This window comes from Oceanirhabdus seepicola (genome assembly GCF_023684385.1).
GTDB classification, from domain to species: Bacteria; Bacillota; Clostridia; order Clostridiales; family Clostridiaceae; genus Oceanirhabdus; species Oceanirhabdus seepicola.
This window is the reverse complement of record NZ_JAGSOJ010000007.1, coordinates 62,113-88,640: the sequence shown is the minus strand read 5'-3', so window position 1 is coordinate 88,640 and position 26,528 is coordinate 62,113. Positions and strand designations below refer to the sequence as shown.

The 26,528-nt window shown below is 31.4% G+C and carries 25 protein-coding genes and 1 riboswitch; of the genes, 2 read left to right on the top strand and 23 right to left on the bottom strand.

Annotated features, from left to right (window positions below; translation table 11 throughout):
• Positions 1-69: 69 nt before the first annotated feature.
• From KDK92_RS23575 to KDK92_RS23550, 6 genes are all read right to left on the bottom strand, one after another.
• Positions 70-1,437, bottom strand: coding sequence for a UDP-N-acetylmuramoyl-tripeptide--D-alanyl-D-alanine ligase (locus KDK92_RS23575; protein ID WP_250861883.1), 1,368 nt, complete (start codon positions 1,435-1,437; stop codon positions 70-72).
• Positions 1,438-1,605: 168 nt separating this feature from the next.
• Complete coding sequence (locus tag KDK92_RS23570; protein WP_250861882.1) at positions 1,606-3,792, bottom strand: stage V sporulation protein D; 2,187 nt, start codon at positions 3,790-3,792, stop codon at positions 1,606-1,608.
• A 21-nt stretch (positions 3,793-3,813) separates the two neighbouring features.
• Entirely contained in the window at positions 3,814-4,311 is a 498-nt protein-coding gene (locus KDK92_RS23565) for a hypothetical protein (protein WP_250861881.1), read from the bottom strand.
• Between the two features lie 43 nt (positions 4,312-4,354).
• On the bottom strand, positions 4,355-5,287 hold the full coding sequence (rsmH, locus tag KDK92_RS23560; RefSeq protein ID WP_250861880.1) for a 16S rRNA (cytosine(1402)-N(4))-methyltransferase RsmH: 933 nt from the start codon (positions 5,285-5,287) through the stop codon (positions 4,355-4,357).
• Between the two features lie 44 nt (positions 5,288-5,331).
• Positions 5,332-5,760 carry a division/cell wall cluster transcriptional repressor MraZ gene (gene mraZ / locus KDK92_RS23555; protein ID WP_250862033.1) on the bottom strand — a complete coding sequence of 143 codons (429 nt, stop codon included), beginning with the start codon at positions 5,758-5,760 and terminating at the stop codon, positions 5,332-5,334.
• Positions 5,761-6,211: 451 nt separating this feature from the next.
• Positions 6,212-6,985, bottom strand: a complete 774-nt coding sequence (locus tag KDK92_RS23550) for a DUF1186 domain-containing protein (protein WP_250861879.1) — start codon at positions 6,983-6,985, stop codon at positions 6,212-6,214.
• Between the two features lie 373 nt (positions 6,986-7,358).
• Here KDK92_RS23550 and ychF point away from each other — a divergent pair, with 373 nt between their 5' ends.
• Entirely contained in the window at positions 7,359-8,456 is a 1,098-nt protein-coding gene (gene ychF, locus KDK92_RS23545; RefSeq protein WP_250861878.1) for a redox-regulated ATPase YchF, read from the top strand.
• Positions 8,457-8,562: 106 nt separating this feature from the next.
• Here the strand turns inward: ychF and KDK92_RS23540 are convergent, their stop codons facing one another.
• The 7 genes from KDK92_RS23540 to KDK92_RS23510 form a co-directional block, all read right to left on the bottom strand.
• Complete coding sequence (locus KDK92_RS23540; protein WP_250861877.1) at positions 8,563-8,796, bottom strand: DUF4177 domain-containing protein; 234 nt, start codon at positions 8,794-8,796, stop codon at positions 8,563-8,565.
• Between the two features lie 114 nt (positions 8,797-8,910).
• Positions 8,911-10,095, bottom strand: coding sequence for a YibE/F family protein (locus KDK92_RS23535; RefSeq protein ID WP_250861876.1), 1,185 nt, complete (start codon positions 10,093-10,095; stop codon positions 8,911-8,913).
• A 210-nt stretch (positions 10,096-10,305) separates the two neighbouring features.
• Positions 10,306-12,069, bottom strand: a complete 1,764-nt coding sequence (locus KDK92_RS23530) for a 5'-nucleotidase C-terminal domain-containing protein (RefSeq protein ID WP_250861875.1) — start codon at positions 12,067-12,069, stop codon at positions 10,306-10,308.
• Between the two features lie 118 nt (positions 12,070-12,187).
• Positions 12,188-13,696: a sensor domain-containing diguanylate cyclase gene (locus KDK92_RS23525; RefSeq protein ID WP_250861874.1), complete on the bottom strand. Its 1,509-nt coding sequence runs from the start codon at positions 13,694-13,696 to the stop codon at positions 12,188-12,190.
• Positions 13,697-14,017: 321 nt separating this feature from the next.
• Positions 14,018-14,302 carry an STAS domain-containing protein gene (locus tag KDK92_RS23520; protein ID WP_250861873.1) on the bottom strand — a complete coding sequence of 95 codons (285 nt, stop codon included), beginning with the start codon at positions 14,300-14,302 and terminating at the stop codon, positions 14,018-14,020.
• A 62-nt stretch (positions 14,303-14,364) separates the two neighbouring features.
• Positions 14,365-14,748: an ATP-binding protein gene (locus tag KDK92_RS23515; protein ID WP_250861872.1), complete on the bottom strand. Its 384-nt coding sequence runs from the start codon at positions 14,746-14,748 to the stop codon at positions 14,365-14,367.
• Between the two features lie 17 nt (positions 14,749-14,765).
• A complete protein-coding gene (locus tag KDK92_RS23510) occupies positions 14,766-16,658 on the bottom strand; it encodes a SpoIIE family protein phosphatase (protein WP_250861871.1) in 1,893 nt (630 codons plus the stop codon).
• 142 nt (positions 16,659-16,800) lie between these two features.
• A riboswitch (cyclic di-GMP riboswitch) is annotated at positions 16,801-16,891 on the bottom strand.
• A 235-nt stretch (positions 16,892-17,126) separates the two neighbouring features.
• On the opposite strand from KDK92_RS23510, the gene KDK92_RS23505 reads away from it, so the two are divergent.
• Positions 17,127-17,267 carry a hypothetical protein gene (locus KDK92_RS23505; RefSeq protein ID WP_250861870.1) on the top strand — a complete coding sequence of 47 codons (141 nt, stop codon included), beginning with the start codon at positions 17,127-17,129 and terminating at the stop codon, positions 17,265-17,267.
• 256 nt (positions 17,268-17,523) lie between these two features.
• Here KDK92_RS23505 and KDK92_RS23500 read toward each other — a convergent pair whose 3' ends face one another.
• The 10 genes from KDK92_RS23500 to mbhE all read right to left on the bottom strand — a co-directional run bounded on the left by KDK92_RS23500 (position 17,524) and on the right by mbhE (position 26,528).
• Positions 17,524-17,766: a DUF1292 domain-containing protein gene (locus tag KDK92_RS23500; protein WP_250861869.1), complete on the bottom strand. Its 243-nt coding sequence runs from the start codon at positions 17,764-17,766 to the stop codon at positions 17,524-17,526.
• Between the two features lie 272 nt (positions 17,767-18,038).
• Complete coding sequence (locus KDK92_RS23495; protein ID WP_250861868.1) at positions 18,039-20,339, bottom strand: AAA family ATPase; 2,301 nt, start codon at positions 20,337-20,339, stop codon at positions 18,039-18,041.
• 215 nt (positions 20,340-20,554) lie between these two features.
• The gene (deoC, locus tag KDK92_RS23490) at positions 20,555-21,229 is read right to left on the bottom strand and encodes a deoxyribose-phosphate aldolase (RefSeq protein WP_250861867.1); all 675 of its coding nucleotides are present in this window, start codon (positions 21,227-21,229) and stop codon (positions 20,555-20,557) included.
• 360 nt (positions 21,230-21,589) lie between these two features.
• Entirely contained in the window at positions 21,590-22,045 is a 456-nt protein-coding gene (locus KDK92_RS23485; protein WP_250861866.1) for a 4Fe-4S dicluster domain-containing protein, read from the bottom strand.
• 1 nt (position 22,046) lies between these two features.
• Positions 22,047-22,487: an NADH-quinone oxidoreductase subunit B family protein gene (locus tag KDK92_RS23480; protein WP_250861865.1), complete on the bottom strand. Its 441-nt coding sequence runs from the start codon at positions 22,485-22,487 to the stop codon at positions 22,047-22,049.
• Positions 22,488-22,516: 29 nt separating this feature from the next.
• Positions 22,517-23,479 carry a respiratory chain complex I subunit 1 family protein gene (locus KDK92_RS23475; RefSeq protein WP_250861864.1) on the bottom strand — a complete coding sequence of 321 codons (963 nt, stop codon included), beginning with the start codon at positions 23,477-23,479 and terminating at the stop codon, positions 22,517-22,519.
• 12 nt (positions 23,480-23,491) lie between these two features.
• Positions 23,492-25,420, bottom strand: coding sequence for a complex I subunit 5 family protein (locus KDK92_RS23470; protein ID WP_250861863.1), 1,929 nt, complete (start codon positions 25,418-25,420; stop codon positions 23,492-23,494).
• Positions 25,420-25,761, bottom strand: a complete 342-nt coding sequence (locus KDK92_RS23465) for a sodium:proton antiporter (protein WP_250861862.1) — start codon at positions 25,759-25,761, stop codon at positions 25,420-25,422. The genes KDK92_RS23470 and KDK92_RS23465 overlap by 1 nt, the downstream gene beginning before the upstream one ends.
• Before the next feature lie 15 nt (positions 25,762-25,776).
• Positions 25,777-26,244, bottom strand: a complete 468-nt coding sequence (locus tag KDK92_RS23460; protein ID WP_250861861.1) for an MnhB domain-containing protein — start codon at positions 26,242-26,244, stop codon at positions 25,777-25,779.
• 5 nt (positions 26,245-26,249) lie between these two features.
• Complete coding sequence (mbhE, locus tag KDK92_RS23455; protein WP_250861860.1) at positions 26,250-26,528, bottom strand: hydrogen gas-evolving membrane-bound hydrogenase subunit E; 279 nt, start codon at positions 26,526-26,528, stop codon at positions 26,250-26,252.

The window sequence follows — 26,528 nt, the reverse complement described above, 5'->3', positions numbered from 1 at the left end:
AAAAAATCACTTCCCTTTTGAAACAACAATAGGGGAATTTATTTTTCAGCGATCCCTATAGTATATCACCTAATTCATTATAAGTTCATTATAAATAGTTTCAAACTTCATTGATCTAGATGCCTTGATTAATACTACATGTTCTGCTGTCAGTTCCCCCTTTAACTTTTGAATAAGGTCTTCTTTAGTTTTAAAAACATATCCTTCTCTATCTGCAAACCCCGAAAGATAGTTCTGAGAACCTTCTCCTACAACAAACAATTTCTCCACACCTTGTTCTAAAGCATATTCTCCAATTTCTCTATGTAATTCACTACTCTTCTCTCCTAGTTCTTTCATAGTTCCTAATACACAAATCTTCTTCCCTTGTATCGTGTTCATCACATCAATGGCTGCTTTCATTGAGTCTGGACTTGCATTATAAGCATCATTAATAATTATATATCCGCCTTCTTCATGTTTTTTAATATCCAACCTCATTGATGTTTTATCAATTTTTTTTAGTCCACTGTTAATCTCTTCTGACGTCATTCCTACTATTTCACATACAGCAATACTTAAAAGTGCATTTGAAATGTTATGTTCACCAGGCATCTTCAAATTAAATGTCTCTCCATTATATTCACCATTAGTAATCTTAAAGAAGCTCTCTGAAATATTTATATCAAGAATATCTGAGTTTAATTTTCCATTTCCTTGAATCGAACATGGTATAATCTCAAACCTCTCTTCATCTATGGTCCTAAGCATATCATTGTCATTATTTATTATTAAAACATTCTTCTCATTAAAGTATTTTGTAATCTCCATCTTCGCCTTAAGTATATTTTCTCTAGTCTTTAATTGTTCCAGATGAGATTCTCCAATGTTAGTTATTATTGCAATATCAGGACGTGCAATTTTTGCTAGAAGCTCAATCTCTCCAAAACCACTCATTCCCATCTCTAATACTGCAACTTCATGTTCATCCTTAAACTTAAATATCATAAGTGGTAATCCAATATCACTGTTAAAATTACCAATTGTTTTGAACACACTGAATTTTTCACTCAAAGCACCAGATAATATATCTTTTGTTGATGTCTTACCAGTTGAGCCTGTAATACCAATCACCTTAATATCAAACTTATTCCTATAATATTCAGCGAGCTTATATAATGCTTCTTTAGTATTTTCTACCTTAACTATAGTTATCTTTTTTTCATATTTTTTAAATTCTTCTTTATACTTGTCAACCACACACAAGATAGCCCCATTTTTAACAGCTTCATCTACCATGTCATTTCCATCTACCCTTGCTCCCTTTAATGCAAAAAAGATGAAATTCTCACCAAGTCTTCTAGTGTCAGTTTCAACACCTTGTATGGATCCCTTTTCACCGTATGTTATAACCTCACCATTAAGTGTATCAATTAATTCTCTAGATGTAAGTTTCATTTCCATACTCCTCTCAATTACTTAAGGCATATTCAAATTAATAACTAGTCATAGGTCTAAGGTGTGTATCTTCGACTTATTATTTATTTTCATGTGCCTTAAAAACCCGGCAGAATTTTCTGCCGGTATTTTAATTATATCACAATTGTGTAATTATAATCTATCTTCCTAATAATCACGATCAAGGTTCAAAATAACCTTAGTACCTTTATTGATTATCATCCCAGCTTTAGGGGTTGTACTTGTTACTACACCCTCTCCAGAAACTACATATTCCAATCCTAATTTTTCAAGAAGCTTCTTAGCTCGTTCACCTTCCATGCCAACTAAATCTGGTATAATCACTTTCATTTCACCTTGAATTTCATCACCTAAATACAATATAATTTCATCATCTTCCTTAAGGGTGAATCCAGGTTTTGGTGTCATATCGTTAATATACTTTCCTTCTCCTTCATACCTCAACTTAATATTTAAATCTTTAGCTAACTTTTTACAATCTTGAATATCAAGTCCTCTAAACTCAGGAAGTATAATATCTTTCTTTAAGAATTTTTCTAGATTTTCTTTGTCTCCATCTGGCTCTATTCCATAATAGTTTAAAACATCAAAGAATAGATTCTTAGCAACTGGCGCTGCTATCTGCCCTGCATAATATAAAGCTGGGTTAGGTTCATCAATAGATATCATAATTGAAACAATAGGATCATCACAAGGCGCCATTCCACCAAAAGATGCTACATACTTTCCAGAAGCATATCCGCCTTTTTGGTAATCCACCTTTTGAGCTGTTCCAGTCTTTCCACCTATTCTATACCCAGGTATATATGCCTTTTTCCCTCCCCCTATCTCAACAACCTTTTCGAGATAGACTCTCATTTTATCAGCTATTTCTTTATCAATGCTCTGCTCAACTTTACTCTTAAAAGTTTTATCCACAATTACATTTCCGTCTCCATCTTTATGAATAATAGCTCTCATTACATGTGGTGTTACTAATTTCCCTCCATTAGCTAGAACATTTAATGCTTGAATATACTGTATCATAGATAAAGTATTAGTTTGTCCAAAGGAAATTGTAGCCAAGTCAATTTCTGTAATATCTTTAGCTTTCTTAATTATACCTTTTGCTTCTCCACTAAGATCAACACCAGTTTTTTCACCTAATCCAAATAATTTAATGTATTTAGTTAACTTTTCTGCACCTAATCGTTTTCCAAGAACAATGAATCCCATGTTACATGAATTCTGTATTATTTCTGAAAAAGTCTGTTCTCCATGACCAGTTCTTTTATGACAATGAACCACTCTATTTGCTACCTGCATACTACCAGAACAAGAAAATTTATCATTATCATCTACTAAGCCTTCAGCTAATGCTGCAGTTGCTGTTATAATCTTGAAGATTGAACCCGGTTCAAATGTATCATTTACAGCTCTATTTCTCCACGATTTTTGATTTTCATTAAAGTCGTCACTTATCCACGGATCATTTAAATCATAATCAGGTTTATTTACAAGTGCAAGAATCTCACCTGTCTTCGGATCAGTTACTAGTATTGAAACTGCCTTTGCATCGTTATCAATCATAGCTTCATTTGCTGCTTTTTCAGCAAACTCTTGAATATTTTTATCGATTGTAAGAACAAGCCCTTTACCATCAATAGAATCTGTAAATTTACTTATGGTATATGGCTTATTTTCACTTCTCTCATTATCAATCTCTTCTATTTTTCTACCTGGAACTCCAGCAAGATATTTATCATAACTTAACTCAACTCCCGTTAGTCCCACACCATCACTTCGCGTATGTCCAAGTACATGTGATAAAAAGTTACCATTCTCATAGTATCTTTTTGTATCAGGAGATATTAGTATTCCTGCATATTCGTATTTTTCAATATATTTTCTAAGTTCCTTTTGCTCTTTTTCATCGATTCTTCTTTTTAAAATGGCACTTCCTCGTGGTTTCCCATTTGGAAGGGTTTTAGTCATTTCATCAAGCACTTTATTATAGTTTATATTCAGTATTTCAGCTAAATCTTTTGCAAGTGCTTCTTCAGATATGTTTTTCCCCTTAAGTTCTTTTCTTAATATAGAAAGATCTAGATTAACTTTATGTACGTTTTCACTCACTACCAATTCTTTCCCATTTCTATCATATATTGTACCTCTTTTAGGTTCAACCTTGACTCCACTGGTCCATTGATTATAAGCAAGTTCTTTAAACTCATTACTTTTATATGTCATTACATATAGAAGTCTAACAGTGAGGATTGATAATAAAATCATCACTCCACTAAGGACATAAAACATTCTCTTTTTCCGTTGAGCATGATCTCTAAATTCTTTCATAAAACCTCCACTAGAGAAGTATTAAAAAAGCAACTCTACCAATTTCTCAAAAATTCCTTTTTGAGAAGAAGTATATTTTTCAGCTGGATCTGCGAAATAATCTTTTGATAAATCAGCATATGAGCAATCTTCCTTACCAACTTCTTTCATTTGAAGATTCTCTATTGAATAATCTTCAAGTTCTTTTAGTGAAAACCCTTTTGCCAGATTTAATTTCAAATGATCATTTTTAAATTGATAACTTTTAAATTCAGATTTAAGCACTTCAATTTTCTTTTGCTGCTCAAATATCAAATTATATCTTCCAACAGTAATCATACCTAAAACAAAGAATAAACTAATACATCCAAATGTCATCACATTTCTTCTTCTCTTATAAGCCTTATGTTCTTGTACGTATACATGTTTTTTTATTTTTTTATTTTTCTTTTTCTGGGTTTTAGGCGCAACTTCAGGTAAAGCTGAATTTTCTAATGCATTACTCCCCATTACAATATTTTTCTTATCAACTACTATCACTTTATTCACCTTCCTGATTTTTTAGAACTGTTTAGATTACAATTTATACTTTCTCAACAACTCTAAGTTTTGCACTTCTACTTCTTGTATTATGTTCTAATTCAAGTTCTGTTGCTAAAATTGGTTTTCTAGTAACTAATTTCACCTTTGGTTCATTTCCACAAACACAGATTGGAAAATCACGAGGACATGTGCATCCTGTAGCAAGTTCTTTAAATTTGTGTTTTACAATTCTATCTTCCAATGAATGGAATGTGATTATTGCTAACCTTCCACCTTTATTTAATCTAGCTACTGAATCTTCAATAGCTTTGTTTAATATTCTTAATTCACTGTTTACCTCTATTCTAATAGCTTGAAAAGTTCTTTTTGCCGGATGAGACCCCTTAACTTTAGTTCTGTCTGGTATCGCAGCTTCAACAATTTCTACTAATTCCATTGTAGTCTCAATAGGCTTTTCACTTCGCTTTTCACCTATTCTTCTAGCAATTCTTTTTGCAAATCGCTCTTCTCCATACTCATAGAAGATTTTTGTCAATTCTTCCTCTGAATATTCGTTTACTACTTCATAAGCACTTAATTCACACTCTCTGTCCATTCTCATATCTAATTTAGCCTCTCTCATGTAGCTAAATCCTCTTTCTGAAGTATCAAGCTGATATGATGAAACTCCTAAATCCATAAGTACCCCATCAATTTTGGGAATTTCAATTTTTTCAAGTATGTAATCAATATTATAAAAATTATCGTGTACAATAATTTTATTATCAAATTCACTTAATCTTTCAGTGGCAGTTTTAATTGCATCCATATCTTGATCTATACCAATAAGTTTTCCTTCTTTACTTAACAGCTTTATAATTTCTTTTGAATGTCCTGCTCCACCCATAGTACAATCAACATATATTCCATTTTCTTTAATATCAAGTGCCTCAATACACTCTTCTAATAATACTGATGTGTGCTTAAATTCCATAATAATCTCCTCTATGTTTCTTTCTTTAGTTTTATATATTCACTTTAAATACCTAGTTCACTCATCTTTTCAGCTATTGCCTCAAAATCAATGTCTGACTCATTGTAGCTTTCCCATTTTTCATTACTCCATATTTCAATTCTAGAAGCTACACCTATACTTACTATTTCCTTTTCTATTGCTGCATATTCTTTTAATGTTTGTGGTATTAATGCTCTACCTTGTTTATCAATATTAATCTCATTGGCGCCGGAAAAAAAGAATCTCACGAAGGCTCTAGCATCTTTGCTAGTTAGCGGAAGGGCTCTTAATTTTTTTTCTAACTCCTTCCATTCGTTCATAGGGTACGCATATAAGCATCCATCCAGCCCCTTTGTCAACACAAAAGAACTGTCCAATCCCTCTCTGAATTTAGATGGTACTATCATTCTATTTTTACTATCGATTGCATGTTTGTATTCCCCAATAAACATAACAGCACCCCACGTAACCCTTTTTCTCCACTTTGCACCACTTTCATCCACTTACTGTTTTATATTCTATAAAAATGAGAAAAACCCTTTTAATTTTATAAATTTCTTTTTTTTTTTTTAATTTTAATGAAAATATCTTTAAACATATCTAAACCCTTACCAATAGCCAACTTACCCGTATAGTTTTTAATCATATACATAAAATAATTCCAATTTTCCGACTTTTTTTCATAAAAGTGGAGCGTTTTATCCACTATTTTAGCTAGTGGTTTAAATTCCCATTTTTATTTATGTATTTTTCTAGAGTGGAGCGATTTCCCTTGTTTCATCAAAATGAAACAGTTAACCCTTATTATTTTCATTACCAATACAAGAAAAAGGTTCTGACTTCAGTCAGAACCCTGCATATTTATTCTCTGTTCTTTATTCTTTGTTAATCATTCTTTATTCTTTAATAAATCTCTCCAGCTATCTCCTGCCAGAATATCAGTTCATTTAATATATCCTCAATAAATGAATTAGATGTTTGTGCACTATAGCATTCAAGAACATCCTCTTTTTTCATTTCAAGTGTCTGCTTAAAACTGCACTTAAATAATATATTCTCATCAATTTTCTTCTCAAAATATAGTCTTTCTATTTCACCCATTAATTCTTCTGGATACAGCTCAAGACTATTAAAAACCGCACATTCTACTTCACTTTGGCTTTTGCTTATAGATTTTCTCATTAATTTTTTATAATAGTCCATAACTTTTTTTCTATCCACAACTGCCTGTAGTGCTAATATCTTCAAAGCATCAACACAAGCATTTCTGTGTACTTCATATACATCCTTATTCTCAATAATATTAGTTAATAGCGATAGTTCTCCATTATAAGTAGATGCTAAAACTCTACTTTCATCATAAGTAAGATTATATCCCAATAAGTCAAAAGCAAGATTTTCTTCTAAAGAATAAAATTTAATAATATATTCAAAAGCTTCTTTACATTTAAACTGTGCCAATAAATATATTGCAATCTTATGTCCAACATAGTCACTATCTTTTCGAAATTTCTCAGGCTTTTCTAAAACTTTTTTTAATATACTAATAAGGTGCGGAGCAGCCTCTTCCTTTCTATCAATTATTTCCATAATATTTTTCTTCGGAACTGTTCCATTCCAATATTCAATACTTTTAATCAAATTCAACACATTCTTCACCTCAATATTCATTTTCATATTCTAATTATGGACAAATATCCCAGCTTTAAACAAAATAAAATAACAATTTGAAATTTATTACAAAATACATTCCGAATCCTTGACCGGTTATATATTTTCTACTTATAATTTTTCTATATATTTAACCACTCTAAATTAAATTCTAGATATTCTGAAGTACGAGGAATATCAACAACATTTATTCTTTATTGTCTCTTCTTTCTTCTTTATATATAAATCTACGAAGTAGTTTATCAATATATCTATAATACTTTCTTGAAATAATGGTACTTGTAGAGTATAATTTTAGGGATGAGAAAAAAATAACCAAATTTAGCGAATAAGGTGTATGAAAGTAAATAACTAATGAAAGAAAGGAATGTTAATATATATGAAATTAGGAATAGTTGGCTTACCTAACGTAGGTAAGAGTACATTATTTAATGCTATTACAAAAGCTGGAGCAGAATCAGCTAACTACCCATTCTGTACTATAGAACCAAACGTAGGAGTTGTTAGTGTTCCTGACAAACGACTAGATGTTCTTAAAGAGATTTATAACTCAAAGAAAAAAGTTCCAACTGCTATTGAATTTTATGATATTGCTGGACTTGTTAAAGGTGCTTCTCAAGGAGAAGGTCTTGGGAACAAATTCTTATCACATATAAGAGAAGTTGCATCTATTGTACATGTTGTACGATGCTTTGCAGATGATAATGTAGTTCACGTTGAAGGATCTGTTGATCCAATTAGAGATATAGAGACTATTAACCTTGAGTTAATTTTTTCTGATTTAGAGGTTCTTGAAAGAAGAATGGCTAAGACTTCAAAACTTGCAAAATCAGGGGATAAACTTGCTAAAGCTGAAATGGTTGTAATGGAGAAAGCAAAACTTCATTTAGAAAATAATAAACCTGTTAGAACTATGGAAGTTACTGATGATGAACAAGAAATCATTAATTCACTTTTCCTTATAACTTCAAAACCAGTTCTTTATGCAGCAAACATATCTGAAGAAGATTTAGCTGCTGGCAACTTAGAGAATGACTTAGTTAAGATTGTTAAGGAGCATGCAGCTTCTGAGAACTCTGGAGTTGTTATAGTATGCGCTAAGCTTGAAGAAGAACTTTCAACACTTGAAGAAGAAGAGAAAGTTGAAATGTTAAGCGAATATGGATTAACAGAATCAGGACTTGATAAATTAATACATGCTTCATATGATCTATTAGGATTAATGAGTTACTTAACAGCTGGTCCTCAAGAAGTTAGAGCATGGACTATCATAAAAGGAACTAAAGCCCCTAAAGCAGCTAGTAAAATCCACACAGACATTGAAAGAGGATTCATCAGAGCTGAAATAGTAAGCTTTGATCAATTAGTTGAATGTGGCTCTGAAGCTGTAGCTAAAGAAAAAGGATGCTACAGACTTGAAGGTAAAGAGTATATCATGCAAGATGGCGATGTTGTAAACTTTAGATTTAACGTGTAACCATGAATATTTAATAACATAAAAAAATGTCCAAATTCCTTTTTAATAGAATTTGGACATTTTATTTCTATCCCCTATCAATATTAAATTTTCTTGCAAATCCTATTTACTCAATTTTCCCATCATTTAATCTACTCCCAATGGACCTTTCTAATATAATTTCAAAATACTTAGAAAAACCACCTGTCCCTACTGAAGGTGAAAATATCTGAACTAGTCTCCACCCATCTTTTGCATGTTCTTCAATTATCCCGTGATAGTTTTCTTTTGGTTTCAAAGTTGCAAAACCAGTTAAATCAACTTTTATAAATCTATATTCATACTCTTGATTTCTTTCCATAATAACATCTCCCCAACCCTTTTACCACATTATACCAAGATTGAATTTCCAGGTCAATCTTAGTAGGATAGAATCTTTACTAAACTCAAGAGGGAAATCTAAATAACTCCAAATTTATTCTTTGTTTCTCTTTCTTCCAATTGTACCACCAATCCAAGTAGTAAGAGGTATTGCAGAGATTAAGCCTATACTACCAGCTACTGCTCTTACAATCTCTGAGGCTATCATATCCATATTTATAATCTCTGTTAAAGAAACATTGTATGCTATAAACAATAGTAGCAAATGAATAGATCCACCTACATATGCCAAAATTAACGTGTTAGACATTGATCCCATAACATCTTTTCCGATGTTCATTCCAGATTGTATCAATTTTTTTGTTGAGATATTTGGTGAGTTTTCTTCAATTTCCCACATTGCTGATGCTACAGATAAAGCAACATCCATTACAGCTCCTAATGCTCCAATAATAATACCAGCTAACAAAATCCCCTTAAAGTCAAGATGTCTATTTTGAGGGATATACGCCAACATATTTGCTTGTTCATCACCAAGGCCTGTTAACATAGCAAATTGTCCAACAACCCCGGCTACAACAGCAGCTATGAGCACTCCACCTACTGTACCTAGTATAGCTGTACGTGTCTTTCTATTCCACCCGCTAATCACAACAAGTGAAAATGTAGTTGTAACCGAAACCGCACCAACAGTTATTAATAAAGGATTGTACCCTCGTAATATTAAGGGAAGCATAATAAAACTAATTACTACTACTGTAAAAACTAGAGTAATTACAGCTTTAAATCCTTTCATTCCACCAATAATAATAAGTAGGGCTAAGAAAGCAATTATCAACCAAATAATAGCAGTGTCTCGTATACGTTCATAAATGTGAATATTCCCTACCTTTCCATCTTCATTTTCGAAAAGATAGATATACATCTTCTCCCCTTTTTTAAAAATTAATCGATATGGATTTACCATCTCAATTGTATTTCTTAATGCATATTCTTCTCCCTTATGACTTCCATTCAGAATTCTCACATAAAGGTGCTGATATCTAATATCTTGTTGTATTGGGACATCTGGACGTTCTTCTTTTGTATCATCTTTATCAATACGTATAATTCTAGCCTTTACCACTTCATGTTCAGGCTTAGACATATCATTTTCATAATACTCAGCTAAATTATTGTATTTTGAGTTTTCCTTTGTTTCTGTATTAACCTTTGAAGCACACCCAGTAAAACTCAATAGTACAAGTAAAAACATGCTAATCTTTAGTATTTTTTTCATCTATACACTCCCTTTTAAAATAACACGCAAAGCCGTGCTTAGTTGGGAGTGAAATGTTAATTGTTCTCAACTCACCACTCACAACTTTCAACTATGTTTTCTAAGTGTTGACCCTTCATTGTTTCCATCCTATGATTTTTTTAATTACTTAAGGAAGTAGAATAGCCTTCCCCCTTTAAAGGAGAAAGGCTATATCAATTTTTTCACATATTAATTACCAGGAACTACTAATGTATCTCCTTCAAATATTAAATGTGGGTTAGCTATGTTATTCATTTCAGCAAGTTTCTGATAAGTTACACCATAAGATTCTGCGATTTTCCAAAGAACATCTCCAGATTTAATTGTGTACTTCTCAGTCTCAGTAGCTTTTGCTACGAAAAGACCTTCTACTGAAGGAGCTACAACTTTTCCTGCTTTAAATTCTTTAACAAGCACGTCTCTGATAGGAACAAATGTATCTTTTCTGTTTTTAGCACCATCAAAATTATATTTATCACGGTTACCAGAAAGGAAATCATTTGTTACAAGAGTATATGTCTTTTCCATTTCAATTGGTGTTCCATCTTCTAAAGTAATACTTACAATTCTGTCTTCATATTCTCTAGTTGGATCGTAAACAACCTTTACCCCAGCAACTTGTCCATCTCCCATGAAATCCGCTTCGATTCCGTGGTCAACTAATGCTTTTAGGTGAGCACCTGTTACTTCCATTGTATATAATGTATTATCAAAAGGCATAACCTCGTACATGTGCCCCATTGTGATTTTACCTTCTTTTAGTGGTATTCTTAAACCACCACCGTTTGTTAAACCAATTTGAACTCCTGTAGCTTTTCTCATAAGATCAGCTGTCCAGTAACCTAATGGAGTTACATTTTTCATTTGCTTTCCATGACTTAAATCGCCTTCTAATTCACCTATTACTTCACTAGTAATTGGTTCAAAATCTTTATCGAACTTATCATATGATGCTTTAGCATCTTCACTTTCAATAATATCATTTGAAAATTCGTAAACTTTAGTTACTGATGGTGTAATAGCTTTTACAGATTTATCATCATTTAATTGAATAGAAATCTTACCTACAGAACGTCCATTCTTGTAAGCTTGTACTACTGGAGTACCATTTACATAACCTGCAACAGTCGTATGTGAATGTCCTGTAATTACAGCATCAAGACCTTCAACTGCACATAATTCCTCAATCTCATCTCCTGTTACTGGTAAAGTTGGATCATCTCCATACTTATCTTGATATGCTGGAACGTGTGTTAATGCAACGATTACATCTGGAGTACCTTCTTCAGCTTTTCCAGCTTTAAGGTATTCAATCCATATCTTAGCACCTTCTGCTGCTGATTTAAATTCTAATGTAGCTACGTTCTCTACACTTGTTTGATCAGCAGTCATAATTGTAGATAAACCGATAAATGCAATCTTTTTACCTTCAACTTCTTTAATTATATAAGGCTTTGCCCAAGCAACCGGTTCTCCAGTTTCTTTATCGTAGATGTTTGCTGCTAAGAATGGAAATCCACCGTCTTTAGACCATTGTGCTATACGATCAACACCCCAGTCAAACTCATGGTTACCAACAGCAGATGCCATAACACCCATCGCTTTATACATTTCATTTACTGGTGCACCAAATGTTAAGTTAGAAAGTGCAGTACCTTGATAACTATCACCTGCTGCAACAACAAGTGTATTAGGATTAACAGCCTTTTGATCGTTTATGTAACCAACCATTTTAGCCATACCAATATTCTTTCCGTTTTCTTTCACGTTTCCGTGGAAGTCATTCACTGAAAGGATATCAATTACATTTTCAATTTGCTCAACTTTAGTTTCCTTAGTTGTAGATATTTTTGGGTTTGTTGCTTCATCAGCAAAAACCATACCATTTGTCATGCCTAAGATCATTGTACACATCATAAGCATAGAAAGGATTTTTCTCATCTTAATTTTCATTAGTTTACCCCCCTAGATTTTTTTAGTATGTTCTTCGTTATATTAACTCAATACCATCATTTTGTCAACTTGTCCATAAATTACTCATAACATGAACATACTGTAATTCTAGGATACATTACCTATTCATTTTTTTTAGTTTTCTTTTATAATTTTGCTTATATTTATACATCCTCTCGTCTGCAACTTTGACTAATTGCTCATAAGTTTTAGCATCATGTGGAAACGATGCAATACCATAACTAAAACTACACACAATTTTATTTCCTTCAAATATAATAGGATTATTTTTAAATTCTGAAATTAAGCTCTCAAATTTTACTATTAGTTTTTGAGAATCTTCTTCTAAAAGTACAGCTACAAATTCATCTCCACCATATCTAGCGAAACAGTCTGAAGAACCAATAGAACTACTTAAACTACTAGCGAAAGTTTTAATATACTCATCACCAGCTAAATGACCAAAGCTATCATTAATTACTTTTAGTCCATTTAAATCAAATACCACAAAATAGAATCCTTCACCACATCTAACAGATTTCTTAAATTGTTCATCAAAAACATCTTCAAAGTACCTTCTGTTATATACATTAGTCAATTTATCATACCTAGATAAATACATTATTTCTTTATACATTTTATGTTTACTAATGGCTATTTCAATTTTACTTCTCAGATGTTCCAATATTTCTACATCTTCTTCATCAAAAACATTTTCAAACTCACTGTCAATACTTAATTCTCCATATAATTTGCCTTTTATTATTATTGGTGCAATGATATTTGACTTAATTTGAACCCCTTCAGTATTAGCAACCATATCAACTCCATTATCATTTCCCACCATATCCCATTTATTGATTATAACTGTTCTATCCATATTACCTTCAGTTTTATACCAAAGAAAAGACTGTTTAACAGGAACACTAAATCTTTTTACCTTTTCGGGATCATATCCTTTGAAAGCAGCAATTTCTAAATTTTTATCCTCTGTTAGAATTAAAATACTTCCAAATTTAGCACACTGAATAATTGCAAGTGCCTTTTCTAATATTAAGTCAAACATCTGGTTAATATCATCCATTCCAATAATGAAATGACTCACTTCAAGCATTGCTTCGTTTACCTTCAATAATCTGCTTACCCTCTTCTCAATTTTCTTTCTCTCTGTAATATCAAGCATTACTCCAACTATTCCTTCAACTTTCTTATCTTCTGATGCTACAGCTGCTTTACTAAATAGTACATCATATTCTATTCCATCTGCATAAATTACCTTTGCTTCGTACGTTTGTTTCCCTCCATTTTTAATTAGTTCTACATCTAATTCATGATGAGATTGTGCTAGTTCCCCCTGATTAATATCAAAGACAGTCTGATTAATAATATCATCTTTTTCAAAACCCATATTTTCCATATATGAATCATTCACTTCAACATATTCAAAATTTGCATTTTTATAAAAAACAGGATTAGGCATTGTGTTTAATATTTTTCTGAATAATTCACAACTATTTTTTAAATCTCCATTTATTTCTTTTAATCTATTTTCAACCTTTCTATGCTTTAGAATATACACTATTAAAAATATTATTATAATTGCAAAAATAACAATTAGTAAGAACATATCAATCTTCCCCTTTTATCTGAATATGCCTTAAGCATCGTTTTCTTTAAATATTTAGGATAATACGATGTATTTACATACAGATTTTATTAGATATATTATACATCATTTCTTATATTTTGACAAATTTCAACATTGTATATAATATTCTCTAATATAATAAGACAATCCAGAAAAGTACGAAAAAAAATTAAACTGAACAGAATATCAATCTGTTCAGTTTAATTTCATCTTTTTTGAATATTTTCTTATGAACTCTCACTATATGTTAAATTTTAGTATTGAATTGCTCATAAAGCTATTAATTAAGCCTCCCAAAGCTTAACTTTCAATTTCAAGCACCTTATCTAATCTTGTTAGTCTAAAAATTTTCATGACCTTTGGATTATTAACAGCATAAATATTTAAACTACCATTTAGCTCTTTACACTTTTTATAAATTGATACCAAAACACCTAGTCCTGTACTATCAATAAATGAGCAATTTTTGAAATCTAGCTTGAAATGTTTTTCCCCTTTACTTATTAAATCATTTACCTTTTCTCTAAACTCAGCAGCTTCATCTACTGCAAAATTTTCGGGTATTAACAGATTTAATTTTTTCATTGTCATCCTCCTTGTTTAGGTAATTTTAAAGTTATATTTTACATAAAAAATTTAATTGATCATTACTGTGTTAAATATTTTTCAATAACTAAAGTATTATTTCTTAATTCAAGTTTATCAGCAATACATTTAATAAGAAATAATCCCCTTCCACTCTCATTTAACAAAGTTTCATCTAAAGCTTTATCCGGAATAACTATGTTTCTAAATCCAGTTCCGGAATCCTCTATTTCAAATACAATTTTGATATCATCGCAAGTATATCTTAAAAAAATTGGTTTTCCATCATTTCCATCATTTCCATGCTTAAAAGCATTTGTTAACGCTTCAGTCAGTATTAATCTAATATCAAAATTATCATGTATAACTTTTAAATCATTAATTATTTTATCAATAATTTCTTTATATTTAGTTAAGCCATATAAAACAAATTCATTTTTTATCATTTCACACTATCCTCCACTCACTTAATTTCTATTGCAAGCAATGTACAATCGTCTTTTATTCCTTCTTCATCAACCAAAGTACTATTCAAGGAATCTTCTATATAATTCTTAAACTCAGTTATCGAATCTATTTTCAGGGAATTTTCCCCACTGAAATCCTCTTCAAATATAAATTCTAATCCATCAGTTAGAAAGCAAAATTTATCACCAGATTCAAAATGAATTGTTTGTTGATCAAATAAACTCTCCTCGAACATCCCTAAAAATGGACCTTTAACAATTTTTTGTTTATAATTTCCTTCCTTGGAGCTGTATATAAACTCATTTATTCCTGCACCTGCGATTTTCGCTTCTTTTTTTTCAAAATCAAAACTAAAACAGCATGCCGCAATATACGTGTTTCCAAGAAGTTCACTTACTCTAGTATTTAAGCAATTAAGAATTTCAATAGGGTTTTGAGTAATTAGTAATGTTTTATTAAACAAAATATTAAATGCTGAAATGCTCAATGCCGCTGTAACACCCTTACCACTCACATCCCATAATACCCCTACAACTACATTTTTATTTGTTCTTTCTAAATGGTAAAAGTCACCACTAACTGTTTTGGATGGCGCATAGATTACCTCCATATTAGCTTTATTGAGAATAGGAAATTCACTTTGCAAGTATGACCTTTGTAATTTAGCCGCTTTATGAACTCCTGTTTCTTTTAAAAATTTTCTCATAAAGAACATTTCCCTTGCCATGACCCCTATTTCATCTTTATTAGTAATTAAAATTTCTAGTGATTTATCATCATCAAAATTAAACTTTGATGTATTCTTAATTAGTTCTGTAATTTTCACAATAGGTTTTGAAATAGATTTACCAATGTGTAATGCAATAGGAATAATAATAAAGACAGATAAAAATATTGTCATAAAGTTTACAAACATCTGTATTCTCATTGATGAATATACTTCATATATAGGTACTTCAAAAACTAAAATCCAACCATTTGACAAATGAGAATAACCTAGAATTTTCTCTTTTAATTTACCTTTAGCCTTTATAACCCCACTTTCTTTTTTTTCTATTTCTTTTGTTAAAAATTCCAAACTTCCATTTTCTATTGTTTTCAAACTATCTTCTAATTTATATGTAGGATGAATTAAAAAATGATATTCATCACAAAGCAGAAAAGCATATCCGGTATCATATACTTTCATATTTTTAATTGTGTTTTTCATAGCATTAATATCTATATCCATACCTACAACACCAATTAAAACATCATCTTTATAAATTGGTTCTGTGTAAGAAATAATATCTTTCTCCAAATCAACTTCTTTATAAGGCTCGCTCCAAACACCTTCACCTTTTTTAATAGGATTATAATACCAATGCATACTTTCATTATCAGGATAAAAATCTTTTATGTATGGGTTTTGGGGATTGGGATCTGAATCTACTTTTTTAAATCCATCTGTCTGTTCTTGGTTAACATACCAAATTTCATATACATCTCCTGTCAATTCAGGATTAATTGTAAAATATACTGCTTGTACACCATTTAATGTCTTCGTGCTTAATGCTTCTCCTGATTTTTTTACTGTGGAATCCATGATTTTTTCATATTCTTCAACATAATCATTAGGAGATGCCTTAAATTTATCCAAATCAAATGTTACAGAAATACTGTGTTTTAGTGCATTTACAGTGCTTCCAACCATTTTAAAATCAGCATTAAAAGTATTTGAATAATTCTGTGGAAGAAGTTCCAGTTTTTGTTTAATTTCTTTTTCAAAAAAGTTATAGTTCAGAACTATACTGATAAAACTTATCAATAGAGCTAAAATAAAAGAACATAAAATAATGGCACTTGTTATTTTAACTCTAATCTGGTTTTCAAATTTTATTTTCTTCATATAAACTACCCCAACCTTCTATTATTAGTAGTCAATTTTTGCAAAAATAAAAAGGTGCCTATGGACCACAGACACCTTTCCTTTAACATCGTTTACGATGTAATAAGCTCTTAGATTTACCTAATATACTTTTAATTAATATTTCGGCAAACTGGCAATCATAATACGTTAATATGTATTTTAGACCCATGTCTTTGCGTCCTTATGTTTCCATAAGTTTGCTATTATCATTTTAAATGAAATTTACTCTGAATATCAAATCATCTATTAATATATACTACATCATAATATATTCTACATCTTTCTTCATCATCCTTCTTTTTTCTGAACTTTTCTTACAAAATCCAAAAATAATATTTACTAGATGCATAATCTAGTACAATATTATTATTTAATATATTAAAATTAACAACAACGCGAATTATTCCATCACTCGTGGAAACACTAATATGAGAAAGGAGTGATCTTATGAGTAAGAGTAGAAGTAATGCTAAAAAGGATATCTCATACAAAGGTAATAATACCGTAAATGGTAAAACTGATTATCCTTTAGCAAGAGATCCTAAACATAATAAGCAAGAACCAACAAAAGGACTTCCTAAAATTTAGATAACTAAAAATAAGGGAGAGTAATACTAAACGTATTATTCTCCCTGAGTTCGTTGACAAAGTTACAATATATTGTTTTCACTCTGCTTTCTGTCTTTAGAGTGTCAGGCGTTGAAAAAGCCCAAGGTCAAGGAACAAGAGGAGCGAGCAGCGCAGTGTACAAATAGTACTCAAGCAGCACAGCGAGATTGGGCTTTTTCAACAGACTGAGGGGGAGTAATACTAATCGTATTACTCCCCCTTATTTAAGTATGTCTTAATTGAACATTTTCTCATATTCATCTAATACCATATTAAAAATATGGTCATCTTCCACTACTTCATACTCTGTTTTATTCTCACCTAAATCTATTGCCTTATAAACATATGCATTTTCATCATCATCTACTGGAGATAATAATGAATATTTTTGACCCTCAATCACAAAACTCTCAATTAGCTGAAGATCTATTTTTTCCCCTTCTTCTGTCGTAACCTTAATTATTAATTCTGTGCTCAATTTATCACCTCTATAATTTTCAAAAATATATTTTAAATATGCCTTAATATTAAAACATTGCTATGTATATGTCAACATACAAAGGTTTACTAGGCAAGCTTAATTAAATTTTAGAGTTCAGAATTATTATAATATCACTTTCTGAAATACTATTATATTTTAAAAAAGACATAAGATTTTTTCTTATGCCTTTCATCTATAAGATTAAGATATTCTGAATAATGAAGAATATCAACAATATTTATTCTCTATTCTTTATTCTCTGTTTTTTGTTATTTTTTCTTTGAATTATTATATTTTCTTAATTCTTTCTTTAATTCATCAATGATATTAGCTGATGTTTTTTCCTGATTACCCATCAGAACATCTATAGCATCATAAATATTTTCCATTGTATATATTTTAAAGTGCCCTTTTAATATGGCCTCTTCTACTTTTGCACTAAGCACTAGATCGTCTCTATTAGATACTGGAATTAATACGCCTTTTTCCTTTGAACTATCAAGCATGTCGCATACCTTGAAGAATCCTTCAATTTTTTCATTTACTCCACCTATAGGCTGTATCTCTCCATACTGATTTATTGACCCTGTAACAGCAATATTTTGCTTTATAGGTATTTTACTTAAAGAAGATATCATACAGATAGCTTCTCCAACAGAAGCACTATCTCCTTCCACCACTCCGTAAACTTGTTCAAAGGCCAGATGAAAATCAACAGGAATTTCATTATATCCACCAATCAATTGATTTATAAATCCTTTTAAGATATTCACTGATTTAATATGAACCTTACCACTTAAATCACTTTCTTTTTGAACATCTATAATCTGCCCACTTCCTTTGTAACAAGTGCAGGTTATTCTTAATGTTCTACCAAATCTATGATAACCAAGATCTATAACAGAAAGACCATTAATTTTCCCAATAACTTCACCCGTACAATTCATCAATGTTTTTTTATCTTTATAACTCTCTAAAATATATTTTTCTATCAATTCTTCTGAATAAACATATTCTCTAATATCACTGTCATCTATATTATGTTTGTCTAGATTCAATGCTTTATTATTAGTTATGGTGAGAAGTTTTGTTATATCCATATAATCCAAATAAATTTTATTCTTTGATCCTGCTTTTCTTGATAGGAATTTAGCTATTTCTTTTATTGCCTTGTTAGTCAATGGTTTTAGTTTTTCTTGTTTACAAATTGTAACAAGATTACTAACTAGGTTCATTTTAACCTCATCATTTATCTCAATTACACTATCACTCTCAGATTTAATTTTAAAAGTCTCTTTAAATTCACCATCATATGTGTATAGAAGATCAAAATATTCATCTTCACCAATGAGTATTATTTTAGTATCGACTTTAATAGGCTCTGGCTTAAAACCACCTATTGAAAGTAAATCTAGATATCCCTTATTGTAATTCATATCTATTTTATCTGTTAATATCATTTTCTTAAGATAATGATAAGAATTTGTATGTTTTAACAGAGAACTTGCTCTCATAATCAAAACCCCTTGATTTGCCTTCATGAGGCTACCAGCTTTTATGTTATCTAAATCTGCTACATACGCTCCATTGATATTCTCATAATCAATACTTCCTATTAAATTAGCTATTGACGGATCTTCATCAAATATAACCACTGGGCTGTCATTCTCACTATTATCAACTAACACCTTAGCTTTATACTTAAAAATACATTCTGTTAGTTTCTTCTCATCATCACTGTAATTATTACTAAACACTTCCACGAGTTCTTCAATCATCTCTTTAAGAATATCCATTAATAAATTTTCAATCTTTTCATTATTATTTACAGCTTCAAGATACTCATCCTTATTCAACTGAATACCTTTTGTTACAAACTCTTCGAATATTTTTCGTGCCCTCTCAATTCCGTCATCTTCAATATCTCTTATCTTATATAGTATTTCCTTTGTATTCTTCTTGAACTTTTGTATCTTTGCTACAATTACATTCTGCTCCTCATCTGGTAGCTTATCATATTCTTCTTCAGTCATTGCTTTTTCATCTTTAATTGGTATAAATGCAAATCGATCTTCAGTATATCTTATTTCAATATCCTGTTCTTTAGCTGTATTTATTAAATCTTCTAATAAATCTTCTCGACTATCTTCAATTTCTTCTAAGAGCTGATCTCTCTTTTCAAGAAATAATTCATTATAATAGGAGAATACTAACTCATAAACCTCTTCTTGGATATTTTCGATTACTTCTACAAACTTCTTTCCATATCCACCAGGTAAGCTTATTGTTTCAGGAGATGAATTGCTATTTCTAATAATCATACAAAGGTCATCCGGTTTACCTTTATCACTTAGCTTATTAGATATATATTCAACAATATTATGAAGTTTCTCCGGAGAGTATTTATCTACTAAAAAAAGATTAAAACCTCTCTTTTTTACATCCAAAAATAAATCAATCTTATTATAAACTCTATTATATTCGGGAAGTTTCATTTCAAATCCCCCTACTTTAACGTCTTCAATTCTAAAGTCATATATTAAATCCTTTCGGGTTAACTCTCTAAACATCTTAATCCCCCTTTCTCTCATAGTATATAATTATTCGAGAAAAAAGAATTTAGGAACAAAAATTTATATTTATATAGAAATTTTTATCATGAGAAGACAAAAAAACTACTGACAATATATTTGTCAGTAGTTTAATAATTTAATATTTAATTCAAGATATTCTGAAGAATGAAGAATATCTTCCTAAATTGTTCTTTCTTATTTGTTCTCTTTATTTAGTAGTCGCCTGTAACTACTGCACCATTTATTATAGCAACTGAAGAAGATGCACCAATTCTTGTTGCTCCGCTATTAATTACCTTCTCTGCATCATCAAAACTTCTTACTCCACCAGAAGCTTTAACTCCCATTTCAGGTCCAACAGTATCTCTCATAAGTTTGATATCTGCTGGAGTAGATCCTCCTGTAGAAAATCCAGTAGATGTTTTAACAAAATCCGCTCCTGCTTCTTTACATAACTCACAAGCTTTTACCTTCTCTTCATCAGTTAAAAGACAAGTCTCAAGGATTACTTTTGTTAAAGCTTTTCCATCTGCTGCATCAACAACTGCTTTGATATCCTTTAGTACGTAATCATAATCTTTATCCTTCAATCTACCGATATTGATTACCATATCAACTTCATCTGCTCCCTTAGCTATAGCATCTTTAGTTTCAAATGCTTTAACTTCTGGAGTATTAGCTCCAAGAGGGAACCCTATAACTGTACAAACTTTTACATCACTGTCTTTTAACAGTTCAGCTCCTAATTCAATATTACACGGGTTTAGACATACTGAGAAAAATCCATTCTCAATAGCCTCTTGACATACTTTTTTAACGTCCTCAACTGATGTAGCTGGTTTTAAAACAGTATGATCTATCATTCCTGCCAACGTTTGCTTATTCATTAATATGTACCTCCATCACGTCTCAATAATAAGAGTGCAAGTTTACCCTACACCCTCTGTTAACTACATTTTATACTATTAACCATAATTAATCAATAGTTATATTATGATTTAACAACAAAAAGTAGTCAAACTAAAATCATATACAATATATACTGCAGATCAATACATTCTGACACTAAATATTGTATATGAAGTTTGACTAAAAACTTTTTGTATAAAGATTCCAGTTAAAAAGTTGATTTATACATGTACAAAACACCTTGAATCCTGGTGATTTTGATACAAGTATAAATCAAGTTTAACTATGGAATCTCTATAGCTAATTCATATTGTAAAAATCACTTACTTTTACCTTCTTCATTTATTTTCAGCTTCAGTAGCTGCTTTTTTTGCTGCTGCCGCTGCCTTCGCTGCAGCAATTTTAGCTGGGTCTGGTTTTGGTGGAAGTTTCTTTTCGAATGTTCCACTTATTATTATTCTCTCACCTGCACCAGTTATCATTGAATATTCCTTAGTTAATTCAATTGATTTCTTAGGACAGAAATCAGAACATAACCCGCAAAAAGTACATGAACCCATATCAAATGTCATTGTTATATCTTGAGCCCCTTCTTTTGGAACAATTTTCTTCTCAATTGATCCAGCAGCACAAACTCTTATGCACATTCCACATCCAACACATGTATCTGCATCAAACTTTATCTTACCTCTATACCCCTCAGGTATTTCTGCTGCAACTTGAGGATACTTTTTAGTAACAGGACTCTTGAATAAATTCTTGAGAGCCTCTTTTGCATAAGGAATCTTAGCCATGCTACTTAACACCTCTCTTTTCTTTCAATATCTCGATAGATTTAATTATTCCATCAATTATTGCTTCGGGTCTAGGTGGACATCCTCCTACTGCTACATCAACATGTGTCCATTTATCTAGAGGTCCAACAACACTATAGCTTCCTTTGAACACATTACAAGATATTGGACATGAACCTAATGATACAACAACCCTAGGTTCAGGAACCTGTGATAACACTCTTAGCAATCTCTCTTTAGATTGCTTTGTAACAGGTCCAGAAACAATTACAATATCAGCATGTCTTGGTGTACCAGATAATTTACATCCAAACCTCTCAGCATCGAACTTTGGTCCCAAAAGAGCTATAAGCTCTATATCGCACCCATTACAGGAACCGGCATTTAAGTGATATAACCAGGGTGATTTAGTTCTACTCTTTTCAATTAGTTTATTAATCAACTTAATCCCTCCTTAAGGACTCACAATCTTTAAATGTATGTTAAAACAAGACTTATTAATCCTAATAGAGTAGGAATAGTCCAGAAGAATTTTATTGTCTGTTCTATTTTAATTCTTGCTACTATCGCTCTTAAGAAGGATACTGAAATAACAATAACCAATATAATTAAAAGCATAAATAGAATTATATTCAAAGGTAAGTTACTAAATCCAGCTCCTCCTAAGAATAATGTAACAAATATTCCACCCATAACAAACATTTTGATTGAACTTGTTAATTTATAGATACCCAAATATGCTCCACTATACTCAACTAAAGGGCCTTCACATATTTCAGTTTCAGCTTCAGCTGTATCAAAAGGTACTGTTCCAACTTCTGCTGGTATACATAGTAAGAAAGCTACTGCTGCAGGTATCATTTTCCAATCAAATAATAACATCCCTTTCATTGCCTGATAAGAGTTAATATCTGTCAATGAAAATGTTATATTACTTGCAACATTAAAATCATGCCCAACTCTTGATCCAACAGCAAGGAATATAAGTACTAATGGTAATTCATACGATAACATAGTAACCATCTCTCTAGAAATTCCTATACCTGCATATGGTGAACCTGATGCTGACCCTCCAAGTATGATGGCAACTGCTGGTGCAGTTAATAGATATAAAATAACTATTAAATCAGCTGAATTTTCAACGAATTCTGTACCAAAAATAGGTACAAAAAGTGGAATTATTACTATAGATAACAATCCAATAATTGGAGCAATCAAAAATACACTTTTTGATGCTTTTCGCGGTACAATCGACTCCTTACCAATTAATTTAAAGAAATCATATAGTGGTTGTAACAATGGTGGTCCGATTCTTCTTTGCATTCTTGCAACAAGTTTTCTATCTATACCTGCTAATAATAACCCAAAGGCAAAGCAGAAGAGAAATCCAGGAAACACCAATAAATGAAATATATTTATAAGCTCAAAACTCATCCTTTACCCCTCCTAGAGAACAATGAATACGTAAATTATAACAACCGCTAGAGTACCAACTACCCATAAAACATAGTCATTTACTATCCCACTGTGTGCATTTTTCATTCCATCAAAGAATGGTTTGAATTGATGCTTTAATCCCCAGAATAGATCATTTCCTGCCATATGAGAATGTTCCTCTGCCTCTCCACCTGTAAAGATATCATACTTAGTATCATCAATATTGGCTTGTGAAGTAGTGTGACGTTTTACGTTGAAAGCAGCGATTACCATGAATCCTACTAATAATATTACAAATAGTATTAACCAGTTTATTGGACTATAGTAACCTGCCATTTTTTTCGTCATAGAAGGTATTGCTATATCATTTCCAAACATACTAGCAGCGTAACCCTCTTCAAACATAACATCAATATAATTGTTAATGTTATAAATTGAATATGTTACTGGTTGAATTACTTTTTCAGCTATGAATTCCCAGACAGTACCTTGTACTGAACATAGAGCAGCCAGAACTCCCATTGGAACTAGCATCCATGCTGGTGCCTCTTTTAAATTTTCCCATTTCTTTTTATTCATATCTCCAAAGAATACTGATTGACCTAACTTCACAAAATATGCCAAAGTAATAACTGATACTACTAAAGCAATAACAGTAACAGGCCAGTATCCCGCTTCAAATGTAGCTTGATAAATCAACCATTTTGATACAAATCCATTGAATGGTGGAATTCCTGCAATAGATGCAGCACCGATTAAGAAAAATAAAGTTGTAATAGGCATTTTCTTTGAGAATCCACCCATCTCTCTTATATCAGTTGTTCCAGCTCTATAAATCATTACCCCTGCACATAAAAAGAGTAGTGATTTAAAGGTTGCATGGTTTATCATGTGATAAACTCCTCCAAATGTACCAATTATATTAATACCTGGTCTATCTAAAAGACCTACTCCAAAAGCTACAACAACGTATCCTAATTGAGATACTGAACTATAAGCAAGCAATCTTTTAAAATCATACTGTTGAATAGCCATAACAGCACCTACAACCATTGTCAAAGTACCCCAAACAATAATTAAGGCACCCATAAATTCGTTATTTAGTGCTTGTCCTCTATATAACATAAACAGAATTCGAATCAAACCATAAACACCGGTTTTACTCATTACTCCAGATAAGAGCATTGAGATAGACGATGGTGCAGCCATATGAGCATCCGGTGGCCATGTATGACATGGTACAAGGAATGCTTTAACCGCATATCCTGTTAACATCAAGGCTAAAGCCATATTTGAAGTAGCATCAAAACCTTGCTTATGCATTAAAGCAGAAATCTGTGCTAAGTTCAAAGTATGTACCTTTGAATATAATAATACCGTACCTAACAGTATTAATGCTGACCCTAAAGATCCAATAACAATATATTTAAAACTAGCTTCAATTGCTTTATATTTATGATTTCTAAATGCAGTAAGACCTATTGCAGCAAAAGTCATAATTTCAAGCATAACGTACATATTGAATAAATCTCCACTGAAAACAAACGCTATCATACTTCCACATAATAATAAGAACATTGAATAATATTTTTCTAGTCCATTATCCTTATCCATGTATCTAAAAGCGTATATAGATGAAAGTAAACACGTAGTTCCAATGATTAATCCAACCAAAAGACCAAAACCATCTACTTCAATACCAATTCCAATTGCCCAAAGTTTATCTGGAGACCAGTTACCTAACCAATAGGTTATAATTCCTCCATCACTCCAAATTGGTACTATCATACATGTTATTGCTATAAATGCAACTAATGTTGCTAATATAGCAATACATTTACTAATCTTTTTCCCCTTTTCCCCTATTAACGCAATTACAAAGGCTGAAAAGAAAGGTACAAAAATAGCTATAATAGGTAAATTGCTAGTATTGCTCATTATCCTCTTAACCTCCTTATCTCATCAGCATTTATTGTTCCATAATGCTCTTTAACTTTAATAACAATAGATAGTGCCAATGCTGTTACACATGCACCAATTACTATTGATGTAAGAGTTAACGCCTGAGGAACTGGGTCAACAAAATTAACAACTTGGTTGTAATTTTCATAAATTGGGGCAGCAGCTCCCGCTCTATATCCAACTGATACTAAAAGGAGGTTTATTCCTGTATCCATTAAAGCCATCCCAATGACTATTTTAATTAAATCTTTATTTTTAATCATAATAATTAATCCAAATATTATTAAGAGAAATGCTCCTATATAATTAAGTGTCATTTTATCACCTCATTCCTACTCTTCCGACTTATTAAGCGTACTTAGCATGATGAAAATTAGTGCTCCTATACCTGCTAAAACTTTATATCCAACTGCAAAGTTCATTAAAAATATGGATCCTGAACTTAAAACATATCCTTCAGTCCCCTTATTAACAACATTCTCAAAGAAATGATATCCACCAAATCCATATACAACTCCCAAAGATGCAACAAGTATAAATCCTAAAGCGGCAATACTCTCAGATGCTTTAAGTCTATTAAGATGGAATGCTTTTTTTACTCCATCTCCACCAAATGCGATATACATAATTGCTACTGCACCTCCAATAAGAACCCCTCCTTGGAAACCTCCACCTGGTGTTAAATGTCCATGGATTATAATGTAAGCACCAAGCATAAGTGCAATAGGAAGGACTATTCCAGCACAAGACTGAATTATAATATCCCCTTTTTCTTCAACATTTTTTCTATTCTTATTCATGGCTGCTATTTAACTCCTTTCTCTTTTTTATGAGAAACTGACTTTCTTAATACAGCAGCAGATGCAGTAACGGCTGTGAATAATACAAAAGACTCTCCAATAGTATCGTATCCTCTAAAGTCAAATACTACTGCAGTAACAACATTTAAAGCCTTTGTCTTTGGTGCTGCTTCTACAATTGCCCCACCTATTCCATTGTAAGTTGAACCAGGCATATTTATTGCCACATATATAGCCATCACTCCAATTACTCCTAAAAAAAACCATGTAAAAAATTTTTTCAT